Below are 19,319 nucleotides of genomic sequence, written 5' to 3'. Positions count from 1 at the left end.
AAGGCGTTCACGCCGCATCCGGCAGGAAGGTAGATCAACCTGAAACGGCGGTCTTCTCACCGCCGCCTTTTACGCATTCGAGTAACGTTCAGTCTCTGGCATCCAGCGTTCTATCAGGGCTTTTGCCTGCTGTGGGTAACGTTCGTGAATATGTCGCGCCAGGCGCTGAACTTCCGGGATCATCGCCTGGTCGCGCAGTAAATCTGCCACTTTAAATTCGGCATTACCCGTCTGACGTGTGCCTAACAGTTCACCCGGTCCGCGTATCTCCAAATCTTTCTGCGCAATCACAAAACCGTCGTTACTGTCACGCAGCACTTGCAGGCGGATTTGCGCCGTTTTGGAGAGCGGTGTTTTGTAGAGCAGGACACAGTGAGAAGCCACCGCGCCACGACCTACACGCCCGCGAAGCTGGTGTAACTGCGCCAGACCCAGACGCTCCGGGTTTTCGATAATCATCAGACTGGCGTTAGGCACATCAACGCCGACTTCAATAACGGTTGTGGCAACCAGCAGGTGTAGCTCACCTTGTTTAAACGATGCCATCACCGCCTGTTTCTCGGCAGGTTTCATCCGCCCGTGCACCAGACCGACATTCAACTCTGGTAGCGCCAGTTTCAACTCTTCCCACGTGGCTTCCGCCGCCTGCGCTTCCAGTAATTCCGATTCTTCAATCAACGTACAAACCCAGTACGCCTGACGGCCTTCCGTTATGCAGGCGTGGCGCACGCGGTCGATAATATCGTTACGGCGCGTATCAGGAATTGCCACTGTCGTCACTGGGGTACGTCCTGGCGGCAGTTCATCAATGACCGAGGTGTCGAGATCGGCATACGCGGTCATTGCCAGCGTGCGGGGGATCGGCGTGGCGGTCATGATCAACTGATGTGGATGGAAGCCCTGTTGCTGGCCTTTCTCCCACAATGCCAGACGCTGATGCACGCCAAAGCGATGCTGTTCGTCGATAATCACCAGCGCGAGGCCGTTAAACTGCACCTGTTCCTGGAAAATGGCATGAGTGCCAACAATCATCTGCACCTGACCGCTGGCGATGGCTTCTTGCTGAGCCAGTCGCGCTTTACCTTTCTGCTTACCGGCGAGCCAGCCCACTTCGATACCGAGCGGTTCAAACCAGTTGCGGAAGTTATTGGCGTGCTGCTCGGCAAGTAACTCGGTTGGCGCCATCAATGCCACCTGTTTACCGTGAGCAATCGCACGCAGCGCGGCGAGGGCGGCAACCAGCGTTTTACCGGAGCCTACATCGCCTTGTACCAGGCGCATCATCGGTACATCGAGCGCCATATCGCGCTCAATCTCCGCCACTACGCGTGCCTGTGCGCCCGTTGGCTTGAACGGTAAGGCGGCGAGGAGTTTATTTTTCAGCGCGTCACTGGCGCTAAGCGGCTGGGCATGGAAACGTTGCGCTCCGGCGCGTAACGCCAGCATGCTAAGGTTGTGCGCCAGCAGTTCTTCCAGAATCAGACGACGTTGCGCCGGATGCTGCCCGGTTTCCAGATCGCTAAGTTGCAGCGTTGGCGGTGGGCGATGCAGAGTGCGCAACGCTTCCGGTAACGTCATCATTCCTTGTGACAGTTCCGGCGGCAGGAGTTCTTCAATTGCGCAGGTGTCGAGCAGATCCAGCGCCTGGTCGGTTAATTTACGCAGCGTCGCCTGCTTTACGCCTTCCGTTGTTGGGTAAACCGGCGTGAGCGTTTCCTGCAACTCTGGCGTACTGAGATCGCCCTGTACGCGGTATTCCGGGTGGATCATCTCCGCGCCATATTTACCGCGCTTTGCTTCGCCATAGGCCAGCACGCGGCGGCCCGTTGCCAGGCTATTTTTCATCGCCGCGCTGAAATTGAAAAAGCGCATGGTGAGAATGCCGGAACCGTCGCTAATCTGGCAGGTCATCATTCGCCGACCGCCGAAGGAGATATTGCAGTTCAGCACTTCGCCTTCCACCGTGGCATAAACGCCCGGCAGTAGCTCACCGATGGGGTAGAGATGGGTGCGATCTTCATAGCGCAGGGGAAGGTGTAATAACAAGTCCTGCACGGTATGCAGATTGATTTTCGCCAGTTTGTTACTTTGCGCTGCGCCCATGCCCGTTAGGGAACTGAGCGGGACAGCATCTAACAGGCGACCTTTCATGGCGCTTACCCTGCGGCCTGCATAGTGGCCCACCAGTTGGCATCAGCTTCAATCTCGCCTTGCTGATTGACATGAGGGTAGGGCAGACCTTTGCGTTTCGCGACTTTCGCCAGCACCGGATAGCCGCCTTCAAATAACAAACGTTGTTGCTCTGCTTCCGGCAACATACTGTTTTCACGCAGATACATGCCTGCGTTTTGCCGCTGGCGCTGGGCTTCGTAAAGAATGAGGGCTGAGGCAACGGAAACATTCAGCGACTGCACCATGCCGATCATCGGAATGATGATGTCCTGATCCGCCAGGGCTAATGCTTCCTGAGTGATGCCCGTTTTCTCCTGACCCATCAAAATACAGGTCGGGCGGGTGTAATCAATTTCGCGGAAATCGACAGCGTTATCAGAAAGATGGGTTGCCAGAATCTGCATGCCCTGGCCTTTCAGATGGGCGACGGCATCGCCAATGGTACGGTGCGTTTTCACCTGTACCCAACTGTTGCTGCCAGCCGCAGCCGAAGCCATAGTGCGCATCCGGCTGCCAGGCCAGACGGCGTGAACTTCATGTACGCCAACGGCATCTGCAGTACGAATAATCGCAGAAACGTTATGGGGTTTGTGGACCTGCTCCATGCAGACGGTCAGATCAGGCTGCCGCCTGGCGAGCATTTCGCAGATACGTGCATAACGTGTTGGGTTCATAAAACATTAATTTCGGTTTCGGGTGACTTTAATCACGTCTGGCATCACGCGGATTTTGCGCATGATATTCGCCAGATGCACACGGTCACGGGCGGTCAGACGAATAAAGGCGCTGTAGACGCGACCATCCTTTTCTTCTGTATTCAAACTTTGAATATTGGAGTTGGTCGTATTGATCGCTGCCGTCAGGTTAGCTAATGCGCCCTGATGATTGAACATCTCCACCTTGATTTCGGTGATGAACTCTTGCGCCGTCTCTTTATCCCATTCCACAGCCATAAATTTCTCTGGCTCTTTCTGGTAGCCACGGATGTTACGACAGGATTCATGGTGGATCACCAGACCTTTACCGGGGCTGACGTGAGCGATAATCGGGTCGCCAGGAATTGGGCGGCAGCATTTCGCAAAGGTGATCAGCACACCATCGGCACCTTTAATTGGCAGATGTCCGTGACTTTGGGTCGCCGGTGGAATGGAAGCGTCCCCATGTTGCAGATTCTTCGCGACCACCACGCTCATCGCGTTGCCAAGACCAATTTCCGCCAGCAGATCGTCAAGCGTAGCCAGCTTCATGCGGTCCAGTTCACGCTGAATATTTTCCTGCGGGATTTCATTGAGCTTACGGCTACCACCCAACGCATGGTTGAGCAGGCGGCGGCCCAGGCTTACAGAATCATCACGCTTGAGGTTTTTCAGCAACTGACGAATTTTGGCGCGCGCTTTCGAGCTGACGACAAAATTCAGCCATGCGGCATTCGGGCGAGCGCCAGGTGCGGTAATGATTTCAACGGTCTGGCCGCTGGAGAGCGGCTGCGACAGCGGGTAAGGCTGACGGTCGACGCGCGCGCCCACGCAGGCATGACCGATATCGGTATGCACCGCATAAGCGAAGTCGACGGGCGTTGCACCGGCAGGCAGTTCGACAATGCGCCCTTCCGGTGTGAAAACGTAAATCTCATCCGGGAAGAGATCGGATTTAACGCTCTCGATAAATTCAAACGAGCTACCGGCGCTCTGTTGCAGCTCCAGCAGGCTTTGCATCCAGCGCTGGGCGCGGATTTGTGCAGTCGTGCTGGTTTCGCCGTGCTCTTTATAAGCCCAGTGCGCGGCAACACCCATTTCCGCCATCTGATCCATATCTTCGGTGCGGATCTGGACTTCAACCGGCACGCCGTGCGGGCCAATCATCGAGGTGTGCAAAGACTGATAGCCGTTCGCTTTGGGAATGGCGATATAGTCTTTCACGCGACCCGGACGCGGCTTGTACAGGCTGTGCATCTGGCCGAGCACGCGATAACAGGTGTCGGAATCATTGACGATCACGCGGAAGGCGTAGATGTCCATGATCGAGTGAAAACGCTGCTCTTTGAGCACCATTTTGCAGTAGATCGAATAAAGATGCTTTTCGCGACCACTGACGCGGCACGGTATTCCCGCTTCCTGCAAACGCCCTTCGATTTCCGAGAGGATTTTTTGGATCATCTCTTTACGGTTGCCGCGCGCGGCTTTCACCACTTCTTTGATTACGCGATAACGGTTGGGATACAGCGCTTCAAAACCCAGCTCTTCGAGTTCGGTTTTAATGTGGTGGATACCTAAACGGTGCGCCAGCGGGCTGTAGATTTCGAGAGTTTCACGGGCGATGCGGCGACGTTTGTCCGGGCGAAGTGAGCCCAGCGTGCGCATGTTGTGGGTACGGTCTGCGAGTTTGATGAGAATGACGCGGATATCCTGCACCATCGCCATAATCATCTTGCGAAAGTTTTCGGCCTGCGCCTCTTTCTTATCGCGGAACTTGAGCTTATCAAGCTTTGATACTCCCTCTACCAGTTCGGCGACGCTTTTACCAAAAAGCTGTTCCATGTCCTGGTAGGTGGCGGGAGTATCTTCAATCACGTCATGCAGCAGCGCTGCCATTAGCGTTTCATAGTCGAGTTTCATCTCGGCCAGAATGCAGGCAACCGCGACCGGGTGCGTGATATAGGGTTCACCGCTTGAACGTGTTTGCCCCTCGTGAGCATCACGTGCAACGAGATACGCCTGCCGCAGACGTTTGATTTGGTCTTCCGGCAGGTAGTTTTGAATCAGTTGATTCAGGCTTTCAAACAGATACAAGGGCGACCCGCTTTGTGATTAACGACGACCTTCAGCAATAGCGGTAACGGCTTGTAATTCAGCGGCTTCCTGCTCTTGCTGTTCCTGGCGTTCGCGCACGTCGAGGATCTGGTTGTTGATCAGACCTTCTTCGATTTCGCGCAACGCGATTACTGTGGTTTTATCGTTTTCTTCCGGTACCAGCGGATCCTTTCCGCCTACCTGCATCTGACGAGCGCGACGCGCGGCGACCAGTACCAGGTCAAAACGGTTACCAATTTTCTCTACAGCGTCCTGAACAGTTACGCGTGCCATACTTAAAAAGCTCCACAGGTGAAGAAATGACTGGGCATGATACTGAAAGAAGGTTCAGTCTGCCAACAATTTGCTGATTAAAGCGTCATGACGCTGCTTTTGGCGGCTCATGCGCAAGCGTTCGGCGCGAATGATAGTCTTTAGATCACCCAGAGCGGTGTCGAAATCATCATTCACTATTAAATAATCATATTCGGCGTAATGGCTCATTTCTGCAACTGCTTGCGCCATACGCTTTGCAATGACCTCTTCGCTGTCCTGACCTCGACCCCGTAAACGACGGTCTAACTCAATTTTTGACGGCGGTAGAATAAAGATACTCCGCGCATGCGGCATTTTCTGGCGAATTTGCTGTGCGCCCTGCCAGTCAATATCCAGAAAAACATCCACGCCGCTCGCCAGTACTTGCTCAATGGCCTCGCGTGAAGTGCCATAGTAATTACCGAACACTTCCGCGTGCTCAAGGAATGCATCTCTGCTAATCATCTCTTTAAATTCATCATGATTAACAAAGAAGTAGTGTTCGCCATGGACTTCACCCGGACGCGGTGCGCGCGTGGTGTGTGAAACAGAAACCTGAGTGTCGTACAACGGTTGGGTTTTTAATAAAGCCTGAATCAGGCTGGATTTACCCGCGCCACTGGGGGCAGAAACAATATAAAGCGTGCCTTGAGCCATGAGTATCTTTCGTATGTGATTAAGCGAAATAAAGCCTACATACGGGCTTATTATACACGGCGCGGCCATGTGACGTAGCCCTTGCTCACACTTTTTGCGCAAAGTTGTTGCGTTTTGCGTACCTGTTTCCGCAATTCCCGGTCATTTACTGCAACAAAGACGATTCTCTGGAAGCGTCATCTCACACTTTATTTTTGTCCCTCGGTTTTGCATTCATCTCGTTGTATATCTGGCCGCCTGACTACAGCGGAGGTGACGATGAAAGTATGGATTGCAGTGTTAATGAGTATTTTATGCTGGCAATCATCAGCGAAGGCGGTCTGTCCGGCCTGGTCGCCAGCCAGAGCGCATGAAGAAATCTCCCGCCTACAACAGCAAGTAAAACAGTGGGACGATGATTACTGGAAAAAAGGGAAAAGTGACGTGGAAGATGGGGTTTACGATCAGTTAAGCGCCCGCCTTGCACAGTGGCAACGCTGTTTTGGCGAAGAGACAACGGGTGACGCTATGCCGCCGCCGGTGAGTGGCACGGTTATCCATCCGGTTGCGCATACGGGGGTACGTAAGTTAGCGGATAAAAATGCGCTACGTCTGTGGATGCATGAGCACAGCGATCTTTGGGTACAGCCAAAAGTTGATGGCGTTGCGGTAACACTGGTCTACCGTGATGGAAAACTGATTAAAGCGATCAGTCGTGGTAATGGGCTTAAAGGTGAGGACTGGACGCAGAAAATACGCTTGATTCCTTCTGTACCGCAATCTGTTAGCGGAGCTTTGGCCAACAGCACCCTGCAGGGTGAGATATTTCTCCAGCGTGAGGGGCATATCCAACAACAAATGGGAGGAATGAATGCCCGTTCAAAGGTCGCTGGCATTTTGATGCGCCAGGACAATAGCGACACGCTGCATTCACTGGGCGTGTTTATCTGGGCGTGGCCGGATGGACCACAGTTGATGGCCGAGCGATTACAGCAGCTTGCTACTGCGGGCTTTACTTTGACGCAGAAGTATACCCTTGCGGTGAAAAGCGCAGACGAGGTTGAGCGAGCACGTAATGAGTGGTGGAAAGCGAAATTGCCCTTCGTCACCGATGGCGTGGTGGTGCGAGCGGCTAAGGAAGCCGAATCCCGTCATTGGCTACCGGGTCAGGCGGACTGGCTGATAGCGTGGAAATATCAGCCTGTGGCCCAGGTTACTGAAGTAAACGCGATACAGTTTGCTGTCGGTAAGAGCGGAAAAATCTCGGTGGTGGCGTCACTCGCGCCTGTCATGCTGGATGATAAAAAAGTCCAGCGGGTGAACATTGGTTCCGTCAGACGATGGCAGGAGTGGGACATTGCACCTGGCGATCAAATCCTTGTGAGTCTTGCCGGTCAGGGTATTCCACGCATTGATGAAGTGGTCTGGCGCGGTGCTGAACGCACAAAACCGACGCCGCCAGAAAACCGTTTTAACGCGTTGACCTGCTACTTTGCTTCTGATGTTTGTCAGGAACAATTCATATCGCGATTAGTTTGGCTGGGATCAAAACAGGTTTTGGGGCTGGAGGGCATCGGTGTATCTGGCTGGCGCTCGCTACATCAGACGCATCGCTTTGAGCATATTTTTTCCTGGCTTTCATTAACGCCAGAGCAATTGCAGCACACGCCGGGGATCGCGAAGAGTAAAGGTGAGCAGTTATGGCATCAGTTTAACCTGGCACGTCAGCAGCCTTTTACTCGCTGGGTGATGGCAATGGGAATACCGTTAACCCAAACGGCGCTTAATGCCAACGACTTCAGCTCCTGGGCGCAACTTTTGCAGAGAAGCGAACAGTATTGGCAGCAACTACCGGGGACAGGGCTGCGTCGTGCAAGTCAGGTTATGGAATGGAAGGATAATGCGCAAATCAAGATGCTGGGCAACTGGCTGGCTGCCCAGCAGATCACAGGTTTTGTGCCTTAGTGACCTTCGTGGCTGTAATAAAAAACCGGTAATCCCAGTTTAAGACGCAGCGCCAGCAAGCGAGCGAAAAAGCCGAATACCAGGGTGGAAATAATCACCACATCATGGTTGGAAACATAGTGTTGCAGCGCGATATACAGCACGGCGGAAGCAAAGGAAACCCCGGCGTACAGCTCTTTCTGGAATACCAGAGGGATGCGTTTACAGAACATATCGCGCAAAACGCCGCCAAACACGCCAGTCGTCACAGCCGCGACAACGGCAATGATCGGGCCGTGTCCCATATCCAGCGCGACCTGTGCGCCAATGATAGAAAAAACCACCAGTCCGAGTGCATCGAGCACCAGAAAGACTTTACGCAGGTAAGGCATCACGGGAGCAACGATAGTGGTGAACACGGCGGCGGTGGCGACGATAATCACATACTCCGGGTGTTTGACCCAGCCAAGCGGATAGTGGCCCAGCAGAATATCGCGCACTGACCCTCCGCCAATTGCGGTGGCGGTCGCAATGATAATTACGCCAAATGTATCCATGCGCCGCCGTCCGGCCGCCAGCGCCCCTGTCATGGCTTCGGCAGTAATGCCAACCAAATACAAAATGTGTAACAGCATGGTTTTCCCCCTAAAAATCTGCCTGGCAGGGTAGCGACTTGTGTGCATTGTCACGATTGAGATTTTTTAAGGAGAGAATGGATTGATAATTTGTAGTTATGTGAAATTGCTATTTTCTGTAGCAGGAATGCATTTTTCTGATTTTGTGATAAGTAAAATGCATTAGAAAAAGTATGGAGTAAATAAATATGAGGACGAAACTATATGCGTAGCGCCGCTGTAATTAACAACGGCCTACGGAGATATGTCGCTTACTCGATGTTCTGAATCTGCTCGCGCATTTGCTCGATCAACACTTTCAGCTCGATGGCGGAGTTTGTCACTTCGGCATTGATAGATTTCGACGCAAGAGTGTTCGACTCGCGGTTGAACTCCTGCATCATAAAGTCCAGACGACGGCCAACCGCTTCTTTTTTCTTCAGAATGTTGTACGTCTCTTTAACATGCGCTTCGAGGCGGTCCAGCTCTTCGGCAACGTCAATTCGTTGTGCCAGCAGAACCAACTCCTGCTCCAGACGGTTGTTTTCCAGTTGCACCTGGGCGTCTTCCAGCTTCGCTACCAGACGCTCACGCTGCCATTGCAGGATTTCCGGCATATGGGCGCGGACTTTGACCACTTCGGCGGTGACGCCTTCCAGACGCTGCTCGATCAATGCTTTCAGCGCCTGACCTTCGGTTTCACGCGCGATGATAAAGTCGTCCAGGGTGCCATCCAACGCCGCAAGAATTTCAGCAGCAATGGCGTCGAGATCCTGCTCCTGAGCTGCCATCACGCCTGGCCAGCGCAGAATATCAACCGGGTTGATTTCCCCTTCGTCGCTCTGCATTTTTACCCAGTTCGCAGCAGTTACCAGCTGTTTAGCCAGTTTTTCGTTGAGGATCAGCTCACCTTGCGCGCTGACATCTGGCTCATAGCGCAGGGTACATTCCACTTTTCCGCGCGTCAGGCGAGAACGAATACGCTCGCGAACGACAGGTTCAAGGCTACGGAACTGCTCCGGCAGACGAAAGTAAGTTTCCAGATAACGCTGGTTTACCGAGCGCATTTCCCAGGTTGCGCTCCCCCATTCACCCTTGATTTCACGCCGGGCGTAGGCGGTCATACTGCGGATCATAGACGTTCCTGTTTATAAAAGGAGAGGTGGAAGGATTATAGCCATCGATGCCTTGTCAGGATAGGAATAACCGCCGGAAGTCCGTATAATGCGCAGCCACATTTGTTTCAAGCCGGAGATTTCAATATGCGTCCAGCAGGCCGTAGCAATAATCAGGTGCGTCCCGTTACCCTGACTCGTAACTATACAAAACATGCAGAAGGCTCGGTGCTGGTCGAATTTGGCGATACCAAAGTGCTGTGTACCGCCTCTATTGAAGAAGGCGTGCCGCGCTTCCTGAAAGGTCAGGGCCAGGGCTGGATCACCGCAGAATACGGTATGCTGCCGCGTTCTACTCATACCCGTAATGCCCGTGAAGCGGCGAAGGGTAAACAGGGCGGCCGCACGATGGAAATCCAGCGTCTGATCGCCCGTGCATTGCGCGCCGCAGTAGATTTGAAAGCCCTCGGTGAGTTTACTATTACGCTGGATTGCGACGTACTTCAGGCCGATGGCGGCACCCGCACTGCTTCTATCACCGGTGCTTGTGTTGCACTAGCCGATGCCCTGAATAAACTGGTTGAAAATGGCAAGCTGAAAACCAATCCAATGAAAGGGATGGTAGCCGCGGTTTCTGTCGGTATTGTTAACGGCGAAGCGATTTGCGATCTGGAATACGTTGAAGACTCAGCGGCTGAAACGGACATGAACGTGGTGATGACCGAAGACGGGCGCATCATTGAAGTGCAGGGAACGGCAGAAGGTGAACCGTTCACCCACGAAGAGCTACTCACCTTGTTGGCCTTGGCTCGAGGGGGAATCGAATCCATTGTAGCGACGCAGAAGGCGGCGCTGGAAAACTGATTTTTAAGGCGACTGATGAGTCGCCTTTTTTTTGTCTGTAGAAAAGTAAGATGAGGAGCGAAGGCATGAAACCATATCAGCGCCAGTTTATTGAATTTGCGCTTAGCAAGCAGGTGTTAAAGTTTGGCGAGTTTACGTTGAAATCCGGGCGCAAAAGCCCCTATTTCTTCAACGCCGGGCTGTTTAATACCGGGCGCGACCTGGCACTGTTAGGCCGTTTTTACGCTGAAGCATTGGTGGATTCCGGCATTGAGTTCGATCTGCTGTTTGGCCCTGCTTACAAAGGGATCCCGATTGCCACCACAACCGCCGTGGCGCTGGCGGAGCATCATGACCTGGACCTGCCGTACTGCTTTAACCGCAAAGAAGCAAAAGATCACGGTGAAGGCGGCAATCTGGTTGGTAGCGCGTTACAAGGGCGTGTGATGCTGGTGGATGATGTGATCACCGCCGGGACGGCGATTCGCGAGTCGATGGAAATTATTCAGGCCAATGGCGCGACGCTTGCTGGCGTGCTGATTTCGCTCGATCGTCAGGAACGGGGTCGCGGCGAGATTTCGGCGATTCAGGAAGTTGAGTGTGATTACAACTGCAAGGTGATCTCTATCATCACCCTGAAAGACCTGATTGCCTACCTGGAAGAGAAGCCAGAAATGGCGGAACATCTGGCGGCGGTTAAGGCCTATCGCGAAGAGTTTGGCGTTTAAAAATATGCGCTGCGCAGGGTTTTTGCTGTGCGCAGCGTGATGCGTTTTAAGATATCGTGTTAATCTGCTTTCGCCAGCAGTGGCAATAGCGTTTCCGGCCTTTTGTCCGGGAGGGTCGGCGAGTCGCCGACTTAACGCCAGTAGTATGTCCATATACCCAAAGCCGCTTCATTGTACTTAAGTACGCTTCGCGTACGTCGCGCTGACGCGCTCAGTACAGTTACGCGCCTTAGGGATGGTTTGATGGTATTGCCGCTGTTGGCGCCTCTTTTGGCCGCTGTGATGTGGAGAGTGGAATGGATGCTACCCGGATAACCCTTCTGGCGCTCGATTTGTTCGGCTCGCCGGGCTGGAGTGCCGATAAAGAAATACAGCGGCTGTATGCGCTCAGTAATCATGTCGGACGCCATTACCGATGCATTATTCTTTCTAAGCGCCACGGTGGTCAGCGGATGCTGCTAGCCCCTGATTACTTGCTCAAAACCGTACAGCGCAACATTCTTAAGAACGTACTTTCACGATTTCCGCTTTCCCCTTTTGCTACCGCCTACCGGCCAGGTTGCCCAATCGTCAGCAACGCGCAGCCTCACTGCCAACAGTCGCAGATCCTGAAACTCGATATCGAAAACTTTTTCGATAGCATTAGCTGGTTACAGGTCTGGCGTGTGTTTAGCCAGGCTCAGTTGCCACGCAATGTGGTAACCATACTGACTTGGCTTTGTTGCTATAACGACGCGTTACCTCAGGGGGCGCCAACTTCGCCTGCCATTTCCAATCTTGTGATGCGCCGTTTTGATGAGTGCATTGGGGCATGGTGCCAGACACGAGGAATTATCTATACCCGCTACTGCGATGACATGACCTTTTCAGGTCACTTCAATGCCCGCCAGGTTAAAAATAAAGTGTGCGGATTGTTAGCGGAGCTGCTGGGCCTGAGCCTCAATCAACGCAAAAGCTGCCTGGTCGCGGCCTGTAAGCGCCAGCAGGTAACCGGGATTGTTGTTAATCACAAACCACAGCTTGCCCGTGAAGCGCGCCGGGCGCTGCGTCAGGAGGTGCATTTGTGCCAAAAATATGGCGTTATTTCGCATCTTAGTCATCGTGGTGAACTTGATCCTTCTTGCGATCTCCACGCACAGGCAACGGCGTATCTGTATGCTTTGCAGGGAAGAATAAACTGGTTATTGCAAATCAACCCTGAGGATGAGGCCTTTAAACAGGCGAGGGAAAGTGTAAAGCGAATGTTGGTGGCATGGTAAGAAAAGCGTCAGGCAGACGTTTCTGCCTGAACGTTTAGGGGAGAATTACTGCAACTGCGCAGCAATCAGTGGCCAGCGGGCGTCAAAATCATCCGTCGGGCGGTATTTAAACTCGCTGCGGACAAAGCGTGACAGCATACCTTCACAAAATGCCAGCAACTGGCTTGCCAGCAGCGTTTCATCGGTGGTGTAACCTTCACCCTCACGCATTCTCTTTTCACGCAATACCTGACGCAACTGCGCTTCAATACGCTCGAACAGTTGGTTGATGCGCCCTTGCAGGCGGTCTTGTTCAAACATCAGCGCATGCCCTGTAAGGATGCGGGTCAGGCCAGGATTACGCTCACCAAAACCGAGGAGCAACAACACAATCAGACGTAGGCGCGTTGTGGTGTCCTTCTCATCTTTCAGAATCAGATTGATGCGAGTAATCAGGCTATCTTCGATAAACTCAATCAGGCTATCGAACATGCGGGTTTTACTGGGGAAGTGGCGATACAGAGCCGCTTCGGAAACGCCGACGGAGGCGGCCAGTTTCGCTGTCGTGATACGTTGGCTTCCATCGCTGGATTCCAGCATCAGCGCCAGAGACTGAAGTATTTCTTCGCGACGGTTCCTTTTCGCAGTTTGTTTTTCTGCCATGTTACAAAATACCCCTGAAAATAAGCACTTGCCAGGCGGCACCCACGCTATGACCGCAAACGAAATGTTTGCGGCAATGTTATGACGTTATTCGGATGCGTATGTGTTACTGACGACCAGAGTGACCAAAGCCGCCTTCACCGCGGTCGGTGGCGTCAAAATCTTCCACCAGATTAAATTCGGCCTGTACCACCGGAACAAAAATCATCTGCGCGATACGTTCGCCTGGTTGAATGGTGAAGCTGTCCTGGCCACGGTTCCACACGGAAATCATCAACTGGCCCTGATAGTCAGAATCGATCAATCCTACCAGGTTGCCGAGCACGATACCGTGCTTATGTCCCAATCCGGAGCGCGGCAGCATCATCGCCGCCAGTGAAGGGTCGGCAATATGAATCGCCAACCCGGTAGGTACCAGGGTGGTGTCGCCCGGCGCCAGTTCTACGGCGTCGTCGAGACAGGCGCGCAGGTCAAGTCCGGCAGAACCAGAAGTGGCATAAGTCGGGAGCGGAAATTCCTTCCCAACGCGCGGGTCCAGAATCTTAACGTCGATTTTTTTCATCATAACGGGTCACGATCTCGTCGAGTAATAATTGGCCAAGGAGCTCTTTGCGCTCAAGCGGTAAGACTTTATCTCCGTCTTGCCAGAAAAGGTGTAATGCATTGCTGTCGCTGTTAAATCCTTGAGTTGGCCGGGAAACATCGTTCGCGCAGATCAGATCAAGGTTTTTACGAATACGTTTTTGCCGGGCGTATTCTTCCACATTATTTGTTTCGGCCGCAAATCCAACAACATAAGGCCTTTGGTCTTTTAGTGCGGCAACTCCAGCGACGATATCAGGGTTTTTGACCATTTTTATTGTTAATTCATCCCCCTGAGTCGCCTGCTTTTTGATTTTTTCACTGGCGACAGCGGCTGCGCGATAATCAGCCACGGCGGCACAACCGATAAAAATATTTTGCTGCTGTACAGAGGCCTTCACAGCGGCTTCCATCTCCAGTGCGGTCATCACATCCACACGTTTAACAAACGGCGGTGTCGGTAGCGAAACCGGTCCGGAAACCAGTGTAACGTTCGCTCCGCGACGGGCAGCGGCTGCGGCGATAGCAAAGCCCATCTTGCCGGAGCTGTGATTAGAGATATAACGCACGGGATCGAGCGGTTCACGCGTCGGGCCGGCGGTAATCATAATATTCAGATGTTTCAGGTCGTTGACGGGCGAAAAATGTGCGACAGCCATATCCACAATGGTTAATGGATCGAGCATTCGCCCAGGGCCGATATCACCACAGGCCTGACTGCCGCTATCTGGCCCCCAGATCAGTAAACCACGTGAGGCAAGTACCTCTAAATTATGTTGGGTAGCCGCAGCACGATACATCTGCTGGTTCATGGCTGGCAGTACGGCAACAGGCGCAGGCGTGGCCAGGCAAATCGTTGACACCAGATCATTCGCCATCCCGGCAGCTACGCGGGCAATCAAATCAGCGGTGGCTGGGGCGAGAATTACTAAATCAGCCCATTTACCCAGCTCAATATGACCCATAGCCGCCTCGGCTGCTGGATCCAGCAGACTATCGGAAACGGGATACCCAGAAACCGCCTGCAAGCTAAGTGGGGTGATAAAGGCTTTTGCCGCTTCGGTCATGGCTACGCGGACGTCTGCTCCGCGATCGCGCAAACGACGCACCAGCTCAGGGATTTTATAGGCAGCAATACCGCCGCTGACGCCGAGAACGATTTTTTTACCGGCCAGGCTCATGATGATTTTTCCTGTAGGGGGACACCAGAAGTTGGCGATTTTATCACAATACTTTTGTTGTCGTGCTTTCACCTGAGAATCACTTTGCGAGGCGCTTTCCAGGATTGAAAACTGGCCGTCGATTTAACCAAACGACTATGACAGGATGCGCCCTCCACAAAGGAGGTGAAGGTGAAAAGCAATGTAGAATTGTTGATGCCACGCGAAAAAATGCTGAAGTTGGGCATTGGCGCGTTAACGGATGTTGAACTGCTGGCGTTATTTCTGCGTACGGGTACGCGCGGTAAGGATGTGTTAACCCTGGCGAAAGAGATGCTGGAGAATTTTGGGTCGCTTTACGGCTTGTTATCCTCTGAATATGAACAATTTAGTGGCGTTCATGGAATTGGTGTGGCGAAATTCGCCCAGTTAAAGGGAGTTGCGGAACTGGCGCGGCGTTACTACAACGTGCGGATGCGCGAAGAAAGCCCGTTGCTCAGCCCAGAGATGACGAGGGAGTTTTTACAAAGCCAACTTACGGGAGAGGAACGAGAGATCTTTATGGTGATCTTTCTCGATTCCCAACACCGGGTCCTTACTCACAGCCGACTCTTTTCCGGCACGTTAAATCATGTGGAAGTCCATCCACGAGAAATTATTCGTGAAGCGATAAAAATAAACGCCTCGGCGCTGATCCTTGCCCATAATCACCCTTCTGGTTGTGCTGAACCCAGTAAAGCGGATAAACTCATTACCGAACGGATAATAAAAAGTTGTCAGTTCATGGATTTACGCGTGCTCGACCATATCGTGATTGGGCGTGGAGAATATGTTTCTTTTGCCGAACGCGGCTGGATTTAATCCGCTATGCGCGATCCTTCGGGATCTTTGTCTGTTCGGGACTTGAGCACATCGCCGAGTCAGCGTATACTACGCCACCTTTGAGAATCTCGGGTTTGGCATTTGGGCCTGGCAATCGAGAGTTCACATAGAACTGCGATGACCGGGCTGTAAAGCCTGACGAGGCGCCAATACCCCATACGAAGCTCGAGCTAATTTGATTTTTGGAGAATAGACATGTCCCGAGTCTGCCAAGTTACTGGCAAGCGTCCGGTGACCGGTAACAACCGTTCCCACGCACTGAACGCGACTAAACGCCGTTTCCTGCCGAACCTGCACTCTCACCGTTTCTGGGTTGAGAGCGAGAAGCGTTTTGTCACCCTGCGCGTATCTGCTAAAGGTATGCGTGTAATCGATAAAAAAGGCATCGATACAGTTCTGGCTGAACTGCGTGCCCGTGGCGAAAAGTACTAAGTACTTAGAGGAAATAAATCATGGCTAAAGGTATTCGTGAGAAAATCAAGCTGGTTTCTTCTGCTGGTACTGGTCACTTCTATACCACTACGAAGAACAAACGTACTAAGCCGGAAAAACTGGAACTGAAAAAATTCGATCCAGTTGTTCGCCAGCACGTGATCTACAAAGAAGCGAAAATCAAATAATTTTCGCTTTGATGTAACGAAAAACCTCGCTACGGCGGGGTTTTTTGTTATCTGCCTGCCCCCATATTGACTGCATCTGTTCATTCCTGGAGATGCTATGCCTGAATTACCCGAAGTTGAAACCAGCCGTCGCGGCATAGAACCGCATCTCGTTGGTGCAACCATTCTTCATGCGGTGGTGCGCAACGGACGCTTGCGCTGGCCGGTTTCGGAAGAAATCTACCGTTTAAGCGATCAACCAGTGCTAAGTGTACAGCGCCGTGCTAAATATCTGCTGCTGGAGCTGCCTGAGGGCTGGATTATCATTCATCTGGGCATGTCTGGCAGTTTGCGCATACTTACGGAAGACCTTCCCCCTGAAAAGCATGACCATGTTGATTTGGTGATGAGCAACGGTAAAGTGCTGCGCTACACCGATCCGCGCCGCTTTGGTGCCTGGCTGTGGACCAAAGAGCTGGAAGGGCACAACGTGCTGGTCCATCTTGGACCGGAGCCGCTTAGCGACGATTTCAACGGTGAGTACCTGCATCAGAAGTGCGCGAAGAAAAAGACGGCGATTAAGCCCTGGCTGATGGATAACAAACTGGTGGTAGGCGTAGGGAATATCTATGCCAGCGAATCTCTGTTTGCGGCGGGGATCCATCCGGATCGGCTGGCGTCATCACTGTCGCTGGCAGAGTGTGAATTGTTAGCTCGGGTGATTAAAGCGGTGTTGCTGCGTTCAATTGAGCAGGGCGGCACGACGCTGAAAGATTTTCTGCAAAGTGATGGTAAACCGGGCTATTTCGCGCAGGAATTGCAGGTTTACGGGCGAAAAGGTGAGCAGTGTCGGGTGTGCGGTACGCCGATTGTGGCGTCTAAACATGCGCAGCGGGCAACGTTTTATTGCAAGCACTGCCAGAAATAATTGATGCTTGCCGGATGGCATACCATCCGGCATAAACGCTACGCTAACTTCGCCATCAGCGCCTGATGGACATTCTCCGGCAGGAAATGGGTGACATCGCCCTGATGGCGCGCCACCTCTTTCACCAACGATGAAGATATAAACGACCACTCTTTCGACGGCATCAGAAACACACTTTCCAGTTCTGGCATTAAGTGGCGATTCATATGCGCCAGCTGCATTTCATATTCAAAATCTGCCACCGCACGCAGGCCACGAATCAGCACCGTAGCGTGTTGATTGCGGGCGAAGTTTGCCATCAAATCGCTAAATCCGACCACTTCAACGTTTCCCAGATGCGCAGTTGCCTGTTGTGCCAGCGCCACACGCTCTTCCAGAGTAAACATCGGTTTTTTACTGGGGCTGGCGGCAATCGCCAGAATAACGTGATCGAACATCTGCGTGGCGCGCGTCACGATATCGATATGACCATTGGTAATGGGATCGAAAGTACCCGGATAAATCGCCCGTTTTTGCATAACAACCTCAATGCGTTTTCGGTGGCAGGTAAGGTTCCAGCAGTTGAAGCAGACGCTGTAGCGCGCCCTGGTTTTGATACAGCACTTCAACGGCATGACGGCCATAGAAACTACGGTAATCGGCGTCGGTGAGTAAAGAGGAAACCTCTTTTGCAAGCGTAGTGGCATCGGTGACGGTAATCAGCCCGCTTGCCTGCTCCAGCCGCGCGCAAATGTCTTTAAAGTTAAAGGTATGCGGCCCCATCAACACCGGGATAGCGTGTGCGGCGGCCTCCAGCGGATTATGCCCACCGCGTTCAACCAGTGAACCGCCAACAAACGCGAGATCGGCAATACCGTACAGCAACATCAGTTCGCCCATCGTATCGCCAACCACAACCTGCGTGCTGGTGGAGGGGACTTCCCCTGAGGAGCGTGTGATATAGCTTAGTCCAGCCTGGCGGACAAGGTTAATCGCATCCGGGAAGCGTTCCGGATGACGGGGTACCAGGATGAGCAATAAATTCGGGAACTGTTGTAACAGCGCCTGATGGGCGGCAATCACTACGCTCTCTTCGCCATCATGAGTGCTGGTGGCAATCCATACCGGACGATGCGGCGCCCACTGGCGGCGCAGTGTTACTGCTTTAGCGGCCAACTGTGGCGTCACTGAAATATCGAATTTCAGGCTACCGGTAACGGTCACCTGATTATTTTTTGCACCCAGTGTCACAAAGCGCGCAGCATCTTCTTCATTTTGCGCAGCAATCAGCGTAATACGGCGGAGCAAGCGACGAACAAATTTACCCAGTTTGGAGTAACCTGCGGCAGAGCGTGCAGAGAGTCGCGCATTAGCGATAACCAGTGGAATTTTACGTTTATGTAGCGCCGCAATCAGGTTAGGCCATAGTTCGGTTTCCATAATCAACACCAGTTTTGGGTCGACTTTATTCAGGAAACGGTTGAGCGCATCGGGCAGATCGTAAGGCAGATAGACGTGCTGAACATCTTTTCCAAAAGCCGATTGTACGCGCTCCGAACCAGTCGGCGTCATAGTCGTGACTGTGATTGGTAAATCAGGATAGCGATGACGCAGCGCGCGCACCAACGGGATTGCCGCCAGGGTTTCACCGACGGAGACGGAGTGCAGCATAATGCCGCCTGGTGTTAGCGGATGGCGGTAAAAACCGTAACGTTCACCCCAGCGTTTTCGATAGGCCGGAGCCTTACGTCCGCGCACCCAGAGCCGTATCCAGATTAGCGGCTGAATAAGGTAGAGAAGGGCGGTGTAAAGCAATTCGAGCATAATAAATAGCTGACTTATGGATGTGCTGGGGATTCTATGTATTTAACGGTGGCTTTACCATTACTTTTCCCGTTTTTGACTTAAATAGCTTCAGTTTGGTCTGATCTGCCGCTACATCTTCATTTTTTTTGTATTTTTATGCGAATCATTGAAACTCGGCCCCATTTTCAACTCTACATTGGCCGTACCGACATTATCGACATGCTATTTTTTATCTGTTTGATTTATATGATTAAAACATATTTCGTGTATAAAAATCATTCGGGTCGGATTGCTGCGAAAGAAATGATACACTAGCACGTCAAGTA

At 52.5% G+C, this 19,319-nt stretch carries 20 protein-coding genes; 8 read left to right on the top strand and 12 right to left on the bottom strand.

Features of this window, described 5'->3' with window-relative positions; genetic code table 11:
- Window positions 1–69: 69 nt before the first annotated feature.
- The 5 genes from recG to gmk are packed head-to-tail and all read right to left on the bottom strand — an operon-like array spanning window position 70 to window position 5,933.
- Window positions 70–2,151 (bottom strand): ATP-dependent DNA helicase RecG, encoded by a 2,082-nt coding sequence (gene recG / locus FEK66_RS00930; RefSeq protein WP_135495413.1) that lies wholly within the window; start codon window positions 2,149–2,151, stop codon window positions 70–72.
- A gap of 5 nt (window positions 2,152–2,156) precedes the next feature.
- On the bottom strand, window positions 2,157–2,846 hold the full coding sequence (gene trmH, locus FEK66_RS00925; RefSeq protein WP_001070180.1) for a tRNA (guanosine(18)-2'-O)-methyltransferase TrmH: 690 nt from the start codon (window positions 2,844–2,846) through the stop codon (window positions 2,157–2,159).
- 6 nt (window positions 2,847–2,852) lie between these two features.
- Complete coding sequence (gene spoT, locus FEK66_RS00920) at window positions 2,853–4,961, bottom strand: bifunctional GTP diphosphokinase/guanosine-3',5'-bis pyrophosphate 3'-pyrophosphohydrolase (protein WP_130206741.1); 2,109 nt, start codon at window positions 4,959–4,961, stop codon at window positions 2,853–2,855.
- An 18-nt stretch (window positions 4,962–4,979) separates the two neighbouring features.
- Entirely contained in the window at window positions 4,980–5,255 is a 276-nt protein-coding gene (rpoZ, locus tag FEK66_RS00915) for a DNA-directed RNA polymerase subunit omega (protein WP_000135058.1), read from the bottom strand.
- Window positions 5,256–5,309: 54 nt separating this feature from the next.
- Complete coding sequence (gene gmk / locus FEK66_RS00910; RefSeq protein ID WP_010344504.1) at window positions 5,310–5,933, bottom strand: guanylate kinase; 624 nt, start codon at window positions 5,931–5,933, stop codon at window positions 5,310–5,312.
- Window positions 5,934–6,191: 258 nt separating this feature from the next.
- Between gmk and ligB the strand changes: the two genes are divergently transcribed.
- Window positions 6,192–7,877 carry an NAD-dependent DNA ligase LigB gene (gene ligB, locus FEK66_RS00905; RefSeq protein WP_135495412.1) on the top strand — a complete coding sequence of 562 codons (1,686 nt, stop codon included), beginning with the start codon at window positions 6,192–6,194 and terminating at the stop codon, window positions 7,875–7,877.
- On the opposite strand, the gene FEK66_RS00900 is transcribed toward ligB, so the two are convergent.
- Together FEK66_RS00900 and FEK66_RS00895 are read right to left on the bottom strand one after the other, a co-directional pair.
- On the bottom strand, window positions 7,874–8,491 hold the full coding sequence (locus tag FEK66_RS00900; protein ID WP_064526048.1) for a trimeric intracellular cation channel family protein: 618 nt from the start codon (window positions 8,489–8,491) through the stop codon (window positions 7,874–7,876). The two genes, ligB and FEK66_RS00900, sit on opposite strands and share 4 nt — an antisense overlap.
- Window positions 8,492–8,742: 251 nt before the next feature.
- Window positions 8,743–9,606 (bottom strand): YicC/YloC family endoribonuclease, encoded by an 864-nt coding sequence (locus tag FEK66_RS00895; RefSeq protein WP_000621326.1) that lies wholly within the window; start codon window positions 9,604–9,606, stop codon window positions 8,743–8,745.
- A gap of 126 nt (window positions 9,607–9,732) precedes the next feature.
- Between FEK66_RS00895 and rph the strand changes: the two genes are divergently transcribed.
- The 3 genes from rph to FEK66_RS00880 all read left to right on the top strand — a co-directional run bounded on the left by rph (window position 9,733) and on the right by FEK66_RS00880 (window position 12,415).
- Window positions 9,733–10,449, top strand: a complete 717-nt coding sequence (rph, locus tag FEK66_RS00890; protein ID WP_130206735.1) for a ribonuclease PH — start codon at window positions 9,733–9,735, stop codon at window positions 10,447–10,449.
- A gap of 65 nt (window positions 10,450–10,514) precedes the next feature.
- Window positions 10,515–11,156: an orotate phosphoribosyltransferase gene (gene pyrE, locus FEK66_RS00885; RefSeq protein WP_124035007.1), complete on the top strand. Its 642-nt coding sequence runs from the start codon at window positions 10,515–10,517 to the stop codon at window positions 11,154–11,156.
- A 296-nt stretch (window positions 11,157–11,452) separates the two neighbouring features.
- Window positions 11,453–12,415 (top strand): reverse transcriptase family protein, encoded by a 963-nt coding sequence (locus tag FEK66_RS00880; RefSeq protein ID WP_130206733.1) that lies wholly within the window; start codon window positions 11,453–11,455, stop codon window positions 12,413–12,415.
- 45 nt (window positions 12,416–12,460) lie between these two features.
- Here the strand turns inward: FEK66_RS00880 and slmA are convergent, their stop codons facing one another.
- The 3 genes from slmA to coaBC all read right to left on the bottom strand — a co-directional run bounded on the left by slmA (window position 12,461) and on the right by coaBC (window position 14,820).
- On the bottom strand, window positions 12,461–13,057 hold the full coding sequence (gene slmA, locus FEK66_RS00875) for a nucleoid occlusion factor SlmA (RefSeq protein WP_130206731.1): 597 nt from the start codon (window positions 13,055–13,057) through the stop codon (window positions 12,461–12,463).
- Window positions 13,058–13,163: 106 nt separating this feature from the next.
- Window positions 13,164–13,622 carry a dUTP diphosphatase gene (dut, locus tag FEK66_RS00870; RefSeq protein ID WP_000976070.1) on the bottom strand — a complete coding sequence of 153 codons (459 nt, stop codon included), beginning with the start codon at window positions 13,620–13,622 and terminating at the stop codon, window positions 13,164–13,166.
- The gene (gene coaBC, locus FEK66_RS00865; RefSeq protein ID WP_130206729.1) at window positions 13,600–14,820 is read right to left on the bottom strand and encodes a bifunctional phosphopantothenoylcysteine decarboxylase/phosphopantothenate--cysteine ligase CoaBC; all 1,221 of its coding nucleotides are present in this window, start codon (window positions 14,818–14,820) and stop codon (window positions 13,600–13,602) included. The genes dut and coaBC overlap by 23 nt, the downstream gene beginning before the upstream one ends.
- Window positions 14,821–14,991: 171 nt before the next feature.
- On the opposite strand from coaBC, the gene radC reads away from it, so the two are divergent.
- From radC to mutM, 4 genes are all read left to right on the top strand, one after another.
- Window positions 14,992–15,660: a DNA repair protein RadC gene (radC, locus tag FEK66_RS00860; protein WP_130215158.1), complete on the top strand. Its 669-nt coding sequence runs from the start codon at window positions 14,992–14,994 to the stop codon at window positions 15,658–15,660.
- Between the two features lie 216 nt (window positions 15,661–15,876).
- Entirely contained in the window at window positions 15,877–16,113 is a 237-nt protein-coding gene (gene rpmB, locus FEK66_RS00855; protein ID WP_000091955.1) for a 50S ribosomal protein L28, read from the top strand.
- Window positions 16,114–16,133: 20 nt separating this feature from the next.
- Window positions 16,134–16,301, top strand: a complete 168-nt coding sequence (gene rpmG, locus FEK66_RS00850; protein WP_001051798.1) for a 50S ribosomal protein L33 — start codon at window positions 16,134–16,136, stop codon at window positions 16,299–16,301.
- A 97-nt stretch (window positions 16,302–16,398) separates the two neighbouring features.
- Entirely contained in the window at window positions 16,399–17,208 is an 810-nt protein-coding gene (gene mutM, locus FEK66_RS00845; protein WP_130206725.1) for a bifunctional DNA-formamidopyrimidine glycosylase/DNA-(apurinic or apyrimidinic site) lyase, read from the top strand.
- A gap of 38 nt (window positions 17,209–17,246) precedes the next feature.
- On the opposite strand, the gene coaD is transcribed toward mutM, so the two are convergent.
- Both coaD and waaA read right to left on the bottom strand, forming a co-directional pair.
- The gene (gene coaD, locus FEK66_RS00840; protein WP_001171866.1) at window positions 17,247–17,726 is read right to left on the bottom strand and encodes a pantetheine-phosphate adenylyltransferase; all 480 of its coding nucleotides are present in this window, start codon (window positions 17,724–17,726) and stop codon (window positions 17,247–17,249) included.
- A 7-nt stretch (window positions 17,727–17,733) separates the two neighbouring features.
- Window positions 17,734–19,011, bottom strand: a complete 1,278-nt coding sequence (waaA, locus tag FEK66_RS00835) for a lipid IV(A) 3-deoxy-D-manno-octulosonic acid transferase (RefSeq protein WP_135495411.1) — start codon at window positions 19,009–19,011, stop codon at window positions 17,734–17,736.
- Window positions 19,012–19,319: the final 308 nt, after the last annotated feature.

The sequence above is a fragment of the Escherichia sp. E1130 genome, from assembly GCF_005781065.1.
GTDB lineage: Bacteria > Pseudomonadota > Gammaproteobacteria > Enterobacterales > Enterobacteriaceae > Escherichia.
This window is presented reverse-complemented; position numbering and strand designations above follow the sequence as displayed.